The sequence below is a fragment of the Mucilaginibacter sp. MD40 genome (assembly GCF_002288635.1).
GTDB lineage: Bacteria > Bacteroidota > Bacteroidia > Sphingobacteriales > Sphingobacteriaceae > Mucilaginibacter.
Genome location: NZ_NRSW01000001.1, coordinates 1,800,423 through 1,817,459, shown reverse-complemented (window position 1 = coordinate 1,817,459; position 17,037 = coordinate 1,800,423). Strand labels below are relative to the sequence as shown.

Here is a 17,037-nt window from a genome sequence, read left to right as displayed (position 1 = left end):
GTGAACATCTTATTTGTTCTTCCTGAATACTATCCACACTCTGGCGGAGGTATATCTACCTACTATCAGCATTATATTAAAGCCATAAAGCCGCATTGCCAACGTGTGAAGGTTATACTGGGCAGCGGCTATGTGCAGGGTACCGATAATTTCGAACACGAAGGTGTAGAGATAGCGTATCTTGATCCGGCTCTGTACCATGAGTACCTTACCCGATTTGATAAGTTGACTTTTCTGCCTGAATACCGCAATAATATAGCTGCCGCATGGGCCATGTGGCAGCAGGCCAACCAGGGTGAAGGTTTCGATGTGGTTGAGTGTACCGACTTTGGCCTGGGTTATGTACCATGGCTTATCCACCACAATAAACCGGTTATTTCGCGCCTGCACGGCAGCGCCGGCCAGATAGCCTTACACGAAAACAACAGCGATACAGGCCCCGGCATTGATGCTAATATGCATACTGAATTATCGCTGCTACCCTTATCAGACAGGATAATTACACATAGCCGAGCAAACCAGCAGTTTTGGTCTGGTATGTTAAAAGGCACCGATATTCAATATCTGCCACCGGTATACTGCCCGGTTATGGCTTCTCCTTTAAGCCTATCCGAAAGGGACAATTACGGCCTCATAACCGCACGCATACAAAAGTGGAAAGGCCCCGAGGAGCTTTGTAAAGCCGTTAGTGAATTAAAAACTATAGTACCGTTAAAGTGGTATGGACGCGATGTGGCTTATGATAAAGTGCTTACTACTAACGAGTATCTGCAATTGAGCTATCCCAACATATGGTGCAAACTTATTGAAGTAAAAAAGCCGGTAAACCATCACGATGTGCTGGCAATGCAACGGAAAGCCAAGTTTGGCATTGTACCATCTGTTTGGGATATGTTTAATTTTACCTGTGCAGAGTTGATGGCAGCCGGCACGCCCGTGATATGTGCTAACGGTGCCGGTGCGGCAGAATTAATTGAGAATGGCCGCAATGGGTACACCTATGCAGCCAATGATACGCAGGCTTTAGCGGAGTGCCTTATTAGGATGAACTCGCTTACCGAAAGCGAATTCAATAAGATGGCAGCGGCAGCACAGCAAACTATTGAGGAAAAACTCAATAGCCAAGAGCTTATCGAGGCATATATAAATGAATATGCATTGGTACTGCAAAACTTCACTCCATCAAATACGAATGTATTTCTGCGGCATATCTATTCTCCGGGCAATGAAAGCCAAACGCTGGAAGAAGTGCTAAATAAACAGCCATTAAAAAAACTGGTGCAATATCTGCTTAAACGCATAAAAGGTAAATACAGGCAATAACTTTGGATACTTTAGCGCTCTGTATACCCGCCTACAATGCCGAAAAGTATTTGCCCCGCTTGTTAAACTCGGCAAAAGAACAACCTATATCCTTTAATGAAATATGGGTTTATAACGATTGCAGTACTGATGATACGGCAACTATTGCTCAAAAATACGGTGTCCAAGTAATACAAGGCGACGTCAACCGTGGCTGCGCATCCGGCAAAAACAGATTGGCGGAAGTAACGACATGCGATTGGATACACTTCCACGATGCTGATGATGATGTGTTACCCAATTTTACTACCGAGGTACATCATTGGATTAAACATAAGGGCAATAAATTTGAAGTGCTGCTGCTCAACTTTGATTATACAGACGCCCATACGGGCAAACTATTAGGTCGCCCCAATCATGATAGCGAACAATTACATGCCGACCCGCTCAGGTACGCCATCAACAATAAAATTGTAAACTTTGGCGTGTATAAACGTGAGGCTTTTTTAAAAGCCGGCGGTTTCGATCTGGATAAAGAAGTCCTCTACAACGAGGATAACGCCTTTCACCAGCGGTTAGCAAAGCATAATTACAGGTTTGATTACCTGCCCCGAGTAACCTGCATCAACTACCGGTATAGCGAAAGCATGTCGGCCTCCAACGTGCTCAAGTGCGCAAGAGCCAATTACCATGTTTTATCAAAAACCGCGTCTACGCATGGCCAAAAATATCCACTGGAATTAGCAAGGCAACTGTGGCTGTGTATAGCTACCCTTGCTTCTTGTCAGGATTGGGAATATGTACATAAGGCTATTGATCTAAGCAAACGTTTAGGCTACCCTTACAGCCCCGAAGGCAGTACAGGGTTTAAACTTCTTACCCGCATTAACCCATTCTTTGGTGCCTGGGCAAGAGAAAAAATGATCCGTCTGCTTAAACCATATCTCAGACATGGCTGAACCACTCGTATCTATTATTATACCCGTGCATAATGCCGAAAAATACATAAGCGAGGCAATAGCATCGGCCATGGCGCAAACCTGGCCTCACAATGAGGTCATTGTGATAGATGATGGCTCAACAGACCGGTCATTGTCAATTGCCCAAACGTATCAATGCGAATGGGTGAAGGTGATCAGTCAGCCCAACATAGGCGCAAGTGCCGCGCGTAATGCCGGATTAAAGCATGCTACCGGCGATTTTATCCAGTTTTTAGATGCGGATGACCTGCTTAGTAAGGATAAAATTGAGCTACAGATAAAAGCATTAAAAGATGCACCTGAGAAAATAGCTGTTTGCAGTACCATCCATTTTACCGACGGTAGTCCACACAAAGACAGCACCCCATCGGCGTATGAGGAACAATTTCTCATAGATAGTGATAACCCAGCATGGTTCTTAACCCATTTATGGGGAGGCTACGGCGATAATGGCTCAATGGTACAGCCCAATGCCTGGCTTACGCCAAGAGAAATAATAGAAAAGGCCGGGCCATGGAACGAAAGCTTGAGCGTTGATGATGATGGTGAATACTTTTGCAGGGTTTTACTCCAGGCTAATGGTATAGTTAAAACCGGTGGATATAATTACTACAGGAAATACACCAACAATAACTTTAGCTTATCGGCCCGTAAATTAGAAAGGCATTATATATCGCTTATCCATTCGCTCGGTTTAAGGTATGAGCATATCTCGTCCAGAGAACCAACAGAAGCCTTAAAAAAAGCGTATACCCGTAGTTTGCAAAGCATCTACAATAGCATGTATCCGGCATATCCGTTAATAAGGCGACAGATAACAGACAGCATTAAAAAATTGGGTATAACTTCTCCGAAGTATCTTTCGCCTAAAGAGAAGGTAAAAAAAAGGGCAAGGAGTATATTAGGCCCACAGTTCACCAATTTTTTGAAGGGTAATATTTTTAAACCTCGTCAGAAATGATCGCCGTTATTACCTCCACACTTCAACCGGGCAATAAAAGCACAAGGGGATTTTATAATGATAATGAACGTTTGGCGCAAACCTTGCAAACAGTAAAAAGCCTTTATCAACATGGCTTTGAGCATGTTTACCTGGTTGATAATTCTCCTTCTTTAACTGAGGCTGATCTGCAAAGCATATTTACTGGTTCCAGGCATTTAAACGTTTATCACACCAATCAATATCAGTTTGATAATAAGGGCATTAATGAGATACTGATGCTTTTATTGCTGAGCGAGCATCTACCAAAAGACCAGCCTATATTTAAAATAAGCGGCAGGTATTGCCTTACAGAACATTTTACAGTACCGGACTTTCCAGCATTCGCTGTTAAGGGGTATGAGTACCACTCGCGTAACGGGGCTGTTTCAACACGCGGCTACTGGGTAAAGGATGCGGATAAGCTTCAGTGCTTCTTAAAAGATTGCCTTACGGAAGTGTTTGCCTACCCCGAACGGATAGTGGGTATACGTAGCCTTATCAAAAAAACAATTCAACTCGCTTTTAAAAAACCGTACATACCGGTAAATGCATCTATTGAATTTGCGGCCGCCAATGTGCTAAAAAGAGGTAAGCTAAACGTAGCACTGCTGCCGCAGTTAGGTATACGCGGCCTGGTTGCAGGTAACAACCAGCGCGAAGAGATCATAGAATGAAGTTCTTTTTATCATTCCTACAATCGCCGGTAAGGCATCCTGTACCAGCCTATGATTTTTGGGAACACTACCTTAAAAACGGGATAAAAGAGGCTGGCCATGAATGGATGGAGTGCCCTGATGTTGATTGGGCGAAAGGCCTGGTACCACAATCTGTTGATATGCTTAGCCAATGGCGGGCTGATGTCTGGGAGCAAACCATCAAATATCTGAAAAACAATAGGCCCGATGTTTTCCTGAGTTATCTGTATCCGCACCAGGTTGACGTGGGTGCAGTTAAGCAGATAAAGAACATGGGCATACCTACTGTGAACTTTTTTTGCGACAATGTGCGCGAGTTTAAAAAGGCCCCTAAAGAATTTGGCGTATTTGACCTGAACTGGGTACCCGAGTACAAAGCATTGGAAATATATGAGAAAGCGGGTTATAACTTTATCCACCTGCCAATGCCCATGTGGGTGGCTCCTGAATACAGGGGTTTTAAAGCCGAGGTAAACCAGCAGATCACCTTCATAGGCTCAAAGGATATACAACGCCATTTATTATTGGAAGAACTTTTAAAGCTTACGCCTGATATAGATCTGGCAGTTTATGGCAGCGGTTGGCAGCAAACGTCGATAGCACAAATACATCAGCCACAATACGGCTTAAATGAAAAAATAGCCCATCAGTTAAAGGTGGTAAGCAAATATGGTGTGCGTGGTTACGCGGAAAAACTAAAGCAACGCAGGCTACATATAGAAATGAGCCGCACGTTATCAACAAAGCTCAAAGGCATTCCTCCGTATGATGAATATAACCTGCTTACCTCGGGCAGCATGATCACCCTTGGTGTTAACCGCTATCCCTCATACGCGTTCCCGCTACATCAGCCTGATACTTACTCCAGGCTGAGAGATATTGAGGCGCCTGTGCTGGGGGCATGCTACCTCACCGAATGCACGCCGGGACTTGACCAATTATATGAGCTTGGCAACGAAATAGAAACGTATAAAACTGCCGTAGAGCTATCAGCCAAGATAACCGAATTAAAAAACAACCCTGAAAAGCGTAAGAAATTGAAGATAAACGGACAGCATCGCGCGCTTACAGATCACTGCATCCCGCAAACGTTAAAGAAAATACTATGCAGGCTGTCATTGTAAATTTCTTTAAGCAGCGGTTACAACCACCGGGTATTAAATACAAGTATAATTACTCCATAGAGCAATACCGGGGGCTTTGTGCCATACTGGTTTTGCTAACCCATGCGGTTGGCGATCCTAAATTACTGGTGAATAATTTTTCGTGGCCTCTGTTTATGCAATACATGGGAGCCGGCTACTTGTCAGTCATGGTGTTCTTTTGTATGTCGGGCTACGTGATAGGTATTACCAGCAGTACAGGTTTCAGCATTAAAAGCTATTTAAAAAAGAGGGCATTAAGGCTGTATCCTATTTATATCATCTCTATCATCATCTGTATTGTGGTGGCTGGTAAAGTGAGCTTGCCTGTATTGCTGGGCAATCTTTTATTTTTACAAAATGGGCTATCGTACTATCATTTTAAGATTCCCGTGCTGGTTAATTATGCTACCTGGAGTTTAAATTACGAGGTACTTTACTATTTGCTTTTCATCCCTCTTATGATTTACAAGCCCCGTTTGTGGAAAGTACTGCTTGCAATGTTCATTATGAGCGTAGTTTCAATTCCCATCACCGAACCATTCTATTTTATGGGTGGTTATCTCAATGGTTTCTATTTCTGGTTGTTAGGCCTCATACTAAGCTGGAATTTGATTTCAAAACAACCGGATGCGCCTAAAAACATTGTGCCTTTTATCAGCATACTTTTTTTACACTTATCGCTTAATCATTTAGGTATAGGGCAAATTGTACTGCATACATTAGGCATATACACCCATTCTAATTTAAATTGGATATTTGATCTCCCCTTTTGCCTCATGGTGATGAGCACCCTGACAGGTACAGACAATCGCCTTTTACGATACAATAAACTGATTACTTATGCATTACCCGCAGGTGTTTTTATCTACCTGATCATTACCAACAGAATATTTGAAGATACCCGCTGGGTGATGTGCCTTATTTATTGGCTGCTATCGCTGCTTTTTTATTTCGAAACGCGTATCTCCATGTTTATCATGAACAGGTTTACGGGCATTGGTAAAATATCTTACGGCTTATACATTTTACATGTACCCATGGCCTTGCTTATCAAAAAATATATCGTTATCCATAACCAGCTTGCGGAGGTTACGTTGAAATACCTGCTATGGCTCATCCTTACTTTTTCGCTTGCCTATTGGTTAGAGATACATTTCCAGCCGGCTGTAAGGCGCTACTTCACTAAAAATGAAAAAGATACACGTCTACTTCAGAATCCGGCCGCCTAAGAGCCGCTACCTTCCCGGCGATCGCCGGCTGGTACACGCTATCAGGCGCCTGATAAAGGGTGAGAAAGTAAGCGGCGTAAAGAAGGTATTTATTAACCTTTGTAAAGGTTTCGACCTTTTACAGGTTGATTATGATATTAACTTACCCTTTAATAAAATAGCACCGGGAGAACCCGTTGTGGTTTTAGGTGATGGTACCTATGCGTTGGAGGGTTACCAACAGCCCAACCCTGTTATTGCAGGCATAGGCCTGATGACACACCCGGCTGAATGGCCCGATCTGATGCAAGAATATCCTGTGGCCAAATACCTGCAGCATTCCGCATGGGCTAATCATATTTACATCCCATTTTACGGAGAAGCCAATTGTGCGCTTTGGCCGGCCGGTATTGATACCGGGCATTGGAAGCCGGACGGCCACATTAATAAGACGTTTGACATGCTCATCTATAAAAAATTCCTGTGGAATAAAGAGCATGCTGAGGAGGAAGTGGCACAGCCGATCATTGAAAAATTGAACAGCTTAGGCCTTACCTACCGGGAAATTGCCTATGGGAATTATACAGAGCCAGCGTACATGAATCTGCTGAAGCAATGCAAAGCAATGATCTTCTTATGCGAGCATGAGAGCCAGGGTTTTGCCTGTTGCGAGGCGATGGCCATGGATGTACCCGTTTACGCCTGGGACCAGGGTTACTGGCTGGACCCTAATCGCTTTAAATGGAGAACGCCTGTTGTTAAGGCTACCTCCACGCCTTTTTTTGATGAACGATGCGGAAAGAAGTTTACGGATATAGCCGACTTTAAAGAACATTTCGCCTTATTCTGGTCATCAGTAAATAAAAATAAGTTTGCGCCGCGCCGGTATATATTGGAGAATCTCACCTTAGAGAAAAGCGCTTCTGCTATGCTAAGTATCATCAACAGCGTGTATACAAATGCAAGCGAATAAACACATCTGCATCATCACACAATCGCACCTGTGCCGTAACCCGAGGGTGGTTAAAGAAGCACGCCTGTTATCGCGCTATTATAATGTTACCATTATCAATAACACTTATGATGCTGCACTTAGTATTGAAGATGAGGAATTGATCGCCGGTTACAACGTTAAGCTGATCAGTATATCGCAACTGCAAAACAAGAACATTATCTCTTTTACAGACCGGTTAATAAAAAAAATGGCCGATTGGCTGGTGAAATTCACCGGTATACAAACTCACCTTGCACTGGGCTATGGAGCCGACAGATTCGTGTCTGCCGCTTTAAAGTTAAATGCCGACGCGTACATGGGTCACCAGGAACTGGGGCTTTACTGCGGCTGCCGTTTACTGGATGATGGTAAACGGGTAGGTTTTGATTTTGAAGACTGGTACTCGGCCGACCTGCTGCCTGATGCGATCAGCTACCGCCCGGTAAAATTGTTACGCAGGCTGGAAAAAAAAGCTCTTCAAAAAGGCATCTGTAATATTACCACTTCAAACATATTAGCAGTAGAACTCGCCGGGGTGTGTAATTGCCCTGAACCAACTGTTGTTTATAATGTATTTAACAAAAGGGACGATCTGCTGCAGGCCAACAAAACCTATGAACAGCCTTTAAAACTCTTTTGGTTTTCGCAAACCATTGGCAGGGGGCGCGGGCTCGAGCAATTTATAAAGCTTTCAACAGCAGTTAATCATTCATTAGAGATACACTTGTTGGGTAATGTTGATGCTGATTTTCGATCAGAGCTTATTGGCATTACACCTGCACAGCATCAGCTTTTTTTTCACGGCCCGGTGCCCGATAAGCAACTTGCCGATAAGATAGCCGGCTTTGATATTGGCCTGGCACTGGAGCTGGCCACCCCGCCAAGCCGAGATCTTACCATCACCAATAAATTTTTTCAGTACATACAGGCTGGCCTACCCGTGATAGCCAGCAACACACGGGGGCAAACAGAGGCCTTTAAAAAATTTAAACCGGGTATCATGCTATCGCAGCATTACTCGGAGTATGACGGTATCCAACTGTCGGCATGGCTAAGTAACCAGGCCGAACTTATAGCTGCCCGTGAACGAGCTATTGAGGCAGCGCAATACTATCATTGGGAAAACCAGGCAAATCAATTACTATCGGCAGCAAGCCGCTTACTGGAAGCGCCATTTAATCAAACTAAACATGCCTGCTAACGGCGTAACCCTTAAGATCAGCCTTTCGCCACGCGATCATCAATATATTAAGCACCTGCTGCCGCACCAGTTAAAGGTATGGTACAGCCAGGTAAGCGAAGTGTTAATTGTGTTTGATCTCCATGGCTATGATACGGGGATGTATACAGCTATTATTCAAGACCTGGAGGGTTTTATCAAAGAGTTAAGTTTAACTTATCCCGCAATCAATCTGGTAAAAGTAGATTATTCCGCACCGGCCAGAAAAGCCGTAAGCGACGCTTATTTTGGGTCTAAGCCTGTGCCGCTTAAAACGCACCGTTACGGGCCTTATTACTCCTATTTTTACGGTATTTACAAAGCCCGATATGATTATATCCTAAATACCGACTGCGACATGTTTTTTGGCGGACACAGCCCGGCATGGGTACAACAGGCTATAACGCTTATGCAAAGCGATCAGGATGTTATTGCCTGCAGTCCGCACCCCGGCCCGCCCCGTAAGGACGGCAAACTGATGGATCAGGATGGCAAAACAGATGATACGCCATTACGAAAAGTAGTATTTGACAGCTTCAGCACCCGCATATTTTTTATTGACAGGCGATCTTTCGCCAGGCACCTGTGTCCGCTGCCTGTACGTATTGCAGGTTTTACTACAGTACTAAGAGCATTATTAAGGGGTAATCCGGTTTATATGTTGCCGGAAGATGTGATAACGGATATTATGCGTGAAAAGGGATTAAAAAGGGTGGACTTTATGGGTGCGGAAAACGGATTATGGTCATTACATCCGCCGTTTCGTAACCCTCAATTTTTTAGGGATCTCCCTTTATTGGTTTCGAATATTGAAAACAATAACATCCCTGAGCAGCAACGGGGCTATTATGACATCAATGATTCCATGATCAATTGGGAAGATGCGCGTAACCAGATAAGAGAGGCGAGCATGAAATTAAAAATATTAAAGTTTCTAAGGCTAAAAGCTTGAAGGTATTGATTATTTCGCCACATTTCCCTCCGCAAAACGCGGCTGATATGCAGCGAGTGCGTACCAGTTTACCTTATTTTAAAGAGTTTGGCTGGGATGCAGAAGTGGTAACGGTTGATGAAAGCTATTCGCCACTCCCAACAGATCATTTACTGCTCCAGACCGTTCCGGACTACATCAAAGTACATAAGGTTAAAGCGCTCAACCGCAAATGGACATCTAAATTAGGCTTAGGAAGCCTGGCGCTACGTTCGCTATGGTTCTTTTACGCTAAGGTTAATCGTTTACTTAAACAAACCCGGTTTGACCTTATGTACTTTTCAACAACACAGTTCCCAGTGTGCGTACTCGGCGCTTACTGGAAAAAAAGATTTGGTATACCGTACGTAATAGATATGCAGGACCCCTGGCATTCCGAATACTACCAGGATAAGCCTAAAGAGCAAAGGCCTCCTAAGTACTGGTTCTCCTATAGGCTAAATAAAATGCTCGAACCCATCGCGCTTAAACATGCGGATGGTTTAATAGCGGTATCAGCTAATTATATTTATAATTTAAAAACACGGTATCCTGAGATTAAAGCTATACCTGCTGATACTATTACATTTGGCGCCTTTGCACCCGATTTAGCTATAGCATTAAAACATGAACACTCGTTTGAACCGCTATTGAGTAAAAACCATATAAATATTGTTTACGTGGGGCGGGGTGGTTACGATATGCACAAAGCTATTCGGCCTGTTCTGGAAGTGTTTAAGCAGTTACTGTTACAGAATGAAGATTTATATGGCAAGCTTAAATTTTATTTTATAGGCACCAGTTACGCCCCCGCCGGCCAGGGTAAGCCAACCATATTACCGCTTGCCCAAGAACTGGGCGTACAACAAAGCGTGGTAGAAGTAACCAATAGGATAAGCTATTTTCATACCCTTGCCACTTTACAGCAAGCCCATGCGCTGTTTATTGCGGGTTCTGACGATCCGGACTATACCGCATCAAAAATATACCCTTACCTGCTCAGCAAAAAACCTTTACTGGCTGTATTTAACGAAAAAAGCAGCGCTGTAGGCATTATTAAGCAGAGCGCTCCAAAAGCTTCGGTATATACCATACCGGCAAATGATGCCGCCACTCAGGCCGGCATAGGTGCTTTATTAAGCGCATGGGTACAGGGCAGCTTCGACCCGGTTGAAACCACGCCGGAATTTGAAAAATATAGCGCTAAGCAATCAACCCTAAAACAGGTTGAATTATTCGCCGGGGTTTTGAAATCCAAACAAGAGGTAAAATCCATTTGAAAAAGCTGGCTATCGTTACTACGCACCCTATCCAGTATTACGCGCCGGTGTTTAAGCTGTTGCAACAACGCGCGCATATCGCAGTAAAAGTCTTTTACACTTTGGGCGAACACAATGTAGGATACGACCACGGCTTTGCCCAGAAAATAGCATGGGATATCCCTTTATTGGATGGTTACGATTATGAATGGGTAGCCAACACTTCTACTTCACCCGGCTCGCATCATCCAAAGGGAATTGTAAACCCCGGCCTTATTCATCAGATAAACGCCTGGCAGCCGGATGTGGTTCTGTTTTTTGGGTGGAACTATACGAGCCATTTAAAGGCCATGCGGTATTTTAAGAACAAAATACCGGTGTTTTTCAGGGGCGACTCAACCCTGTTAAATCCTGTACATCCATTCAAAGCATTATTAAAAACTATTTATCTTAAATGGGTTTACCGGCATGTAGATCATGCGTTTTATGTAGGCAGCAATAACAAAGCCTATTTTAAAAAATATGGCTTAAAAGAACATCAGCTAAGTTTTGCGCCACATGCTATTGATAACAGCCGTTTTAAGGAAGCCAGGCAACAGGAAGGCATCAACCTAAGGGAGAAACTCCATATACCGGCAAACGATATTCTGATAGTTTATGCCGGCAAATTTGAGCCGGTTAAAAATGTTAAACTGCTAATTTCGGCTTTTGAAAAGCTAAATAATACCAAGGCCCATTTACTGTTAACCGGTAACGGACCTGATGAAGATGCCCTGAAAACGCAGGCGGCTAAAACTTGTGTAAACAGCCATATTCATTTTATGGATTTTGTCAATCAGACTTACATACCCGTTGTCTATGCCGCCGCCGATATTTATTGCCTGCCATCGGTTTCCGAAACATGGGGACTTGCCGTAAACGAAGCGATGGCCTGCAGCAAGGCTGTATTAGTATCAGACAAAGTTGGCTGCGCCGCCGATCTGGTAAAACCGGGCATTAATGGCGCTATATTTAAAAGCGATGATGTGGAAAGCCTTGCTAATGCATTGAGGGAATTAACACGATTCAAACAGCAATTAATTGAGTATGGTAAAAACTCATCCAGTATAATAAAGAACTGGAACTTTAGCGCTATCGCGCAGGCCATAGAAACCCGCTTGTTAAACAACGATAATGTGCAGACTACTGTAGTAAAACCAACGACGAAATGAGCAGGGGCTTAGAACGCTATCTGTTGCTATACATCCCATGGGTATTAGCCTATTTGCTAAGGGCCGATCCGGTGATGTCTTATTTTATCTCATGGCTGGGCTCATTCTACATATTTTACATGTGTTACACCGGCAAAATAAAACCTATGCCGAAAGATCTTAGCGTGGGTGAACAAATTATGCGGCCTGTATACATTGTGCAGATCATTTTTATCGGTTATATGGCCTGCACGTCTATCTTCTACTTCATCAACCTTATCAGTTACCAAGATCTTTCCCTCGATGATAAAATACCATTGGCTGCACAGTGCCAGCAATATTATGTTTTAGGCCATGCCGCCTTTGTTACCGGTATACTCGCCTGCATGAAATACCCTGTTCAAATAAAATACACCTATGATAAAAGCCGCTTAGCCAATGTACTCATGGTAATGGCTATTGTTTGTTTACCGTTATCCATATTATCAAACAAAATACCCGGGTTATCACAATTTTATATCCAGCTATCATCCCTAAGCTTTTTCGCCGGTACGCTGGCACTTGCTTTCGCTATCCCGCTGCAAAAATTGGCAAACACCGCTGTTTGCGGTTTTTTATATGCTACAAATTTTTATCAGGCTCTGGTATCGGGCTTCAAAGAGCCTATCATCATCAGTATACTGGTGTTAGGCATCTTTTTATATCCGTCGTATAAAAGAACCGTATCCATAATCTTCATCCCCCTGCTTATTCTACTTTTTGTTTATCTGCCAACTTATAACCAGGTTTTCAGGCAAAATGCCTGGGCTGATAACGCGGATAGCGACGAAGCTTACGAAGCGGCACTGGATGCCACGCTAAACGCGGAAGGCACTTCCAACAACTGGGACTTTTTAGTATACCGGCTAAGCGAAGTTGATATGTTTACCACATTCATACAATCTACGCCGGAAAAGGTAGATTATTATGGGCTAAGCCTGGTGCAACAATCTGTATATGCTATTGTACCACGCATATTCTGGCCATCAAAACCCATTACCGAAGAAATGGTGATGGAGCGGGTGTATGATGCCGGTGTTGTTTATCGCGGCTCTGCAGTATCTGCCAAACCGGCTTATATTGTAGATGGCTACCTTTCAGGTGGGTGGCTGGGCGTATTGCTCTCCTTGTTCGCATACGGTGCGGTAGTACAACTAATTTCGCAAAAGGCAGAAGAACTGTTTGGTGGTTATTTGCTTGGCGTAGCCCTTATTTTCAGCGGTCTTTTCCAGATTGTATGGCGCGGTCTTAGTTTTGAATTTATGTCCAACTCGGTTTTTTGGGGATTTATAACCATGCTTGTCATTCACCGGATTATGGTGGGCGCTAATTTCTTACGCAGGGTTTGAAAATATTACACATTAACGCCTCTTACAAACCGGCCTATATTTATGGCGGCCCTACCATGTCGGTAAGTATGCTTTGCGAGCGGTTACATCAGGCCGGCGTTACCGTAGAGGTGTTTACCACCACCGCTAACGGGCCATTAGAACTGGATGTTGTAGCCAATACCCCATTGTTAATTGATGGTGTTGAGGTTACGTATTTCAAACGCCTTACAAAAGACCATACACACTTTTCGCCCAGGTTGCTAAAGAATTTGTATAAACGTGTTACCGAATTTGATGCCGTACATATACACGCCTGGTGGAATTTAGTATCGGTACTGGTCTGTTTAATAGCCGTATGGAAACGCATCCCTGTTATTCTATCTCCAAGAGGTACGTTAAGCGCTTATTCCTTCAACAACAAAAACAGCGGTAAAAAAGCCTGGATACACCAACTGTTAGGGAAGAAACTTTTACGAAAAATACATATACACGCTACTACAAATAACGAGGCTAACGCGGTAAGATCCTTAATTGAGCCCATATCCTGTAACGTTATACCTAATTTTGTAAAGCTACCGCTACTTACTGCATATAACACCAGCATAGCTGCTGATAAGCCGCTCAAACTGTTATTTTTTTCGCGGATCGAAGAGAAAAAGGGTCTTGATATTTTACTGATGGCGCTTACATCCCTCAACTTCCCGTTTACCTTAACGATTGCCGGAAGCGGTGAGTCCGGGTATATTAATGAATTGAAAAAACTGATACCTGAGCATCTTTCAGAAAAAGTAAACTGGGCGGGTTTTCATCATGATGACAAGTTTAACCTGCTAAGCAATCACCACTTGATGGTGCTGCCATCGCACGACGAAAACTTTGGTAACGTGGTAATAGAAAGCCTCAGCACCGGGACGCCTGTATTGGTAAGCACCGGAGTTGGCCTTGCCGGTTATGTTCAAGAAAATGTGTTAGGGTGGGTATGTGCCGCCAGCGTTACCGCCCTTAGTGATACACTTAACGATATTTATCAGCATAATCAGGCTCAAATTAACCTTATCAGGCAAGCAGCGCCGCTGATTATCCGTCGAGATTTTGCCGCTGATGAACTGGTAAAACAGTATATTCAACTTTACAGCAAAGTAATTAATGAGTAACTACCACGACTACGGTTACAATAACGCCGAAGCCACCCACAACTTTGGCTATATATTGAAACCATTATTGCAAACATTGGACAAAAGCCGAAACCTGGTTATACTTGATTTGGGCTGCGGCAACGGATACCTGGTAAATTATCTGCTTCAACAGGGCTATAATATTTACGGCACAGATGCTTCTGCAGAAGGTATAGCAATAGCTCAAAGAAATAATCCTGAAAGGTTTTTCTTACAGGATCTCTCAACCGGTAAACTACCCTTGCCCCTACGCCATATAAAATTTGATACCATTATATCAACGGAGGTAATTGAACACTTGTATGACCCTGCGCAGTTTATACAGTTCTGTAAAGACATTCTCGGTAACAGCGGTGAAGTTATTTTATCTACTCCCTATCATGGCTATTTAAAAAACCTGGTGCTAAGTATATTCAACAAATGGGACCGGCATATGGACCCGTTATGGCTTGGCGGGCATATCAAAATATGGTCGTACCGTACATTGAGTAAAGTATTAGCTGATAAGGGGTTCAATGATATTACCTTTAAAGGATGCGGCAGGATGCCCTATCTTTGGAAATCAATGCTTGTAACAGCAAAATTATCTTGAACGCGCATTTTACTTTTATTGTCCTCACCTATAACGAGGAAATGCATCTACCCAGGCTGCTCGCGTCAATAGCCGGGTTACAGGCGCGTACTTTTATAGTTGATTCGGGGAGTACAGATAATACCATAGCCATTGCAGAACAAAATGGCGCTTTAGTAACTCATCACGCGTTTGTTAACCATCCCCTGCAATGGGATTTCGCTTTAAAAAACCTCCCGGTAAGTACGCCCTGGGTTATTTGCCTTGATGCCGACCAGATAGTAACACCCGAACTTTACCGGCAGTTAGAAGATTTCAGGGATGAGAATTACCTTGATGTTAATGGCATTTACTTTAACCGCAAAAACATATTTAAAGGCAAATGGCTCAAATACGGCGGTTACTATCCTTTTTACTTGCTTAAAATGGTGAGGTATGGCATAGGATTTTCTGACACCCATGAAAATATGGACCACCGGCTGGTTGTACCCGGTAAAACTTTGATCTGGAAGAACGGGCATATTATTGAAGAAAACCTGAAAGAAAATAACATCAGTTTTTGGATAGCGAAGCATAACCGATATAGCGATCTACTGGCTATTGAAGAAGTGGAAAGGATAAAGAATTTGCGCAAGCAAACCATAAAACCCGTTTTTTGGGGCTCGCCCGATGAACGTACGGCTTGGTTAAAATACCGCTGGTGGAAAATGCCGCGTTATACACGACCAATGCTCTATTTTATTTACCGTACTATTTTTAAATTAGGTATATTAGATGGGCGCACCGGCATGATCTTCCATTTCATGCAGGGCTATTGGTTCCGGATGGTGGTTGATATTAAAATAGATGAACTGCTAAAACAACAACGGCAGCATGAAAAGCACCAGGAAGAAAATTAACCCGGCTATTATTTTCATCATCAAATTCTTGCTTTTATTCGGGGCATTTTATGGCTTTTATCTTTTATACCTCGGCGTAGTATCTCCTGGAGGGTATTATAACGCCTATCTGGATGAGCACTTTAATTTTATCAACGCCTTCAGAACGTTGCTTATAGGCATTAGTTCGGATGTCCTTAACCTGCTGGGGTATCAAACCAAAACAAGTGCCGAGCAAATGCTGGTAGTAGGCCATAACATTGTACATATTGGTTATGATTGCTTGGGTATTGCCGTGATGTGTTTTTTTGCCGCGTTTGTGATCGCTTACCCGGCAACACTTCGCACCAGGCTAATTTTCGGCTTTGCGGGTATCTTATGCATCCAGCTGCTTAATATCATTCGTATTGTGCTGCTATCGCTTTACTGGAAGCACAACCATGCTTTTATATCAGACCACCACACTATATTCAATATAGTAGTTTACCTGCTTATAGGTATCAGTATATATTTCTACATTCGCCACCAGGATAAACAGCCCCTGCATGCAGCAAACTGATCTCGCTATTTATAATAACCATCCTTATCAGCCGGGCGGAAACGCGTTTAAACGGCTGCTTTGGTATTATGTAAACGCTTTTATAATTAATACAGCGTGGTTGCCGTTCAACTCATTAAAGATAGGTTTACTAAAGCTGTTTGGTGCCCAAGTAGGTAATGGCGTAATTATAAAACCACGGGTAAACATTAAATATCCCTGGCACTTGCGCATAAGCAATTATAGCTGGATAGGCGAAGGTGTGTGGATAGATAATTTAACTACAGTAACAATAGGGAATAATGTTTGCCTGTCTCAGGGCGTTATGTTACAAACCGGAAGTCATAATTACAAAAAGCCAACTTTTGACCTTATTATAGGCCCTATTATAATTGAAGATGGTGCGTGGGTAGGCTGCGGGGCCATTATCAATAAAGGAGTAACACTCGGTAACCATGCTATTTTAAGCAGTGGCTCGGTGGCCAATAAAAGCCTGGAGCCACATGGCATATACCAGGGCAACCCGGCGGTAAAAATACGCGACCGTATAATGCAATAACG

17 protein-coding genes are annotated in these 17,037 nt (G+C 43.3%); all 17 read left to right on the top strand.

The window, feature by feature from the left end; genetic code table 11:
* Genes CKK33_RS08250 through CKK33_RS08170 form a run of 17 tightly spaced genes read left to right on the top strand, consistent with a single transcriptional unit; the run spans position 1 to position 17,035 of the window.
* Positions 1-1,323, top strand: a complete 1,323-nt coding sequence (locus CKK33_RS08250; protein ID WP_095703644.1) for a glycosyltransferase family 4 protein — start codon at positions 1-3, stop codon at positions 1,321-1,323.
* Between the two features lie 2 nt (positions 1,324-1,325).
* Positions 1,326-2,261: a glycosyltransferase family 2 protein gene (locus CKK33_RS08245; RefSeq protein WP_158223413.1), complete on the top strand. Its 936-nt coding sequence runs from the start codon at positions 1,326-1,328 to the stop codon at positions 2,259-2,261.
* Complete coding sequence (locus CKK33_RS08240; protein WP_095703642.1) at positions 2,254-3,243, top strand: glycosyltransferase family 2 protein; 990 nt, start codon at positions 2,254-2,256, stop codon at positions 3,241-3,243. The genes CKK33_RS08245 and CKK33_RS08240 overlap by 8 nt, the downstream gene beginning before the upstream one ends.
* Entirely contained in the window at positions 3,240-3,938 is a 699-nt protein-coding gene (locus CKK33_RS08235) for a hypothetical protein (protein WP_095703641.1), read from the top strand. The genes CKK33_RS08240 and CKK33_RS08235 overlap by 4 nt, the downstream gene beginning before the upstream one ends.
* Positions 3,935-5,083, top strand: a complete 1,149-nt coding sequence (locus CKK33_RS08230; protein ID WP_095703640.1) for a glycosyltransferase — start codon at positions 3,935-3,937, stop codon at positions 5,081-5,083. Before CKK33_RS08235 ends, CKK33_RS08230 begins: the two co-directional genes overlap by 4 nt.
* Positions 5,065-6,333, top strand: a complete 1,269-nt coding sequence (locus tag CKK33_RS08225) for an acyltransferase (RefSeq protein ID WP_095703639.1) — start codon at positions 5,065-5,067, stop codon at positions 6,331-6,333. The genes CKK33_RS08230 and CKK33_RS08225 overlap by 19 nt, the downstream gene beginning before the upstream one ends.
* Positions 6,293-7,285, top strand: a complete 993-nt coding sequence (locus tag CKK33_RS08220) for a glycosyltransferase (protein ID WP_095703638.1) — start codon at positions 6,293-6,295, stop codon at positions 7,283-7,285. Before CKK33_RS08225 ends, CKK33_RS08220 begins: the two co-directional genes overlap by 41 nt.
* Positions 7,272-8,507: a hypothetical protein gene (locus CKK33_RS08215; protein WP_095703637.1), complete on the top strand. Its 1,236-nt coding sequence runs from the start codon at positions 7,272-7,274 to the stop codon at positions 8,505-8,507. The genes CKK33_RS08220 and CKK33_RS08215 overlap by 14 nt, the downstream gene beginning before the upstream one ends.
* The gene (locus CKK33_RS08210) at positions 8,497-9,477 is read left to right on the top strand and encodes a hypothetical protein (RefSeq protein ID WP_095703636.1); all 981 of its coding nucleotides are present in this window, start codon (positions 8,497-8,499) and stop codon (positions 9,475-9,477) included. Before CKK33_RS08215 ends, CKK33_RS08210 begins: the two co-directional genes overlap by 11 nt.
* Positions 9,474-10,775 carry a glycosyltransferase gene (locus CKK33_RS08205; RefSeq protein ID WP_233138169.1) on the top strand — a complete coding sequence of 434 codons (1,302 nt, stop codon included), beginning with the start codon at positions 9,474-9,476 and terminating at the stop codon, positions 10,773-10,775. Before CKK33_RS08210 ends, CKK33_RS08205 begins: the two co-directional genes overlap by 4 nt.
* A complete protein-coding gene (locus tag CKK33_RS08200; protein WP_233138168.1) occupies positions 10,772-11,965 on the top strand; it encodes a glycosyltransferase family 4 protein in 1,194 nt (397 codons plus the stop codon). The genes CKK33_RS08205 and CKK33_RS08200 overlap by 4 nt, the downstream gene beginning before the upstream one ends.
* The gene (locus CKK33_RS08195; RefSeq protein ID WP_095703635.1) at positions 11,962-13,332 is read left to right on the top strand and encodes an exosortase Y-associated Wzy-like protein; all 1,371 of its coding nucleotides are present in this window, start codon (positions 11,962-11,964) and stop codon (positions 13,330-13,332) included. The genes CKK33_RS08200 and CKK33_RS08195 overlap by 4 nt, the downstream gene beginning before the upstream one ends.
* Positions 13,329-14,468 (top strand): XrtY-associated glycosyltransferase XYAG1, encoded by a 1,140-nt coding sequence (locus tag CKK33_RS08190; RefSeq protein WP_095703634.1) that lies wholly within the window; start codon positions 13,329-13,331, stop codon positions 14,466-14,468. The genes CKK33_RS08195 and CKK33_RS08190 overlap by 4 nt, the downstream gene beginning before the upstream one ends.
* Positions 14,461-15,081: a bifunctional 2-polyprenyl-6-hydroxyphenol methylase/3-demethylubiquinol 3-O-methyltransferase UbiG gene (locus tag CKK33_RS08185; protein WP_095703633.1), complete on the top strand. Its 621-nt coding sequence runs from the start codon at positions 14,461-14,463 to the stop codon at positions 15,079-15,081. The genes CKK33_RS08190 and CKK33_RS08185 overlap by 8 nt, the downstream gene beginning before the upstream one ends.
* Complete coding sequence (locus CKK33_RS08180) at positions 15,078-15,959, top strand: glycosyltransferase family 2 protein (protein WP_233138167.1); 882 nt, start codon at positions 15,078-15,080, stop codon at positions 15,957-15,959. The genes CKK33_RS08185 and CKK33_RS08180 overlap by 4 nt, the downstream gene beginning before the upstream one ends.
* Positions 15,934-16,497, top strand: a complete 564-nt coding sequence (gene xrtY, locus CKK33_RS08175) for an exosortase Y (RefSeq protein WP_095703632.1) — start codon at positions 15,934-15,936, stop codon at positions 16,495-16,497. The genes CKK33_RS08180 and xrtY overlap by 26 nt, the downstream gene beginning before the upstream one ends.
* A complete protein-coding gene (locus CKK33_RS08170) occupies positions 16,484-17,035 on the top strand; it encodes a WcaF family extracellular polysaccharide biosynthesis acetyltransferase (RefSeq protein WP_095703631.1) in 552 nt (183 codons plus the stop codon). The genes xrtY and CKK33_RS08170 overlap by 14 nt, the downstream gene beginning before the upstream one ends.
* Positions 17,036-17,037: the final 2 nt, after the last annotated feature.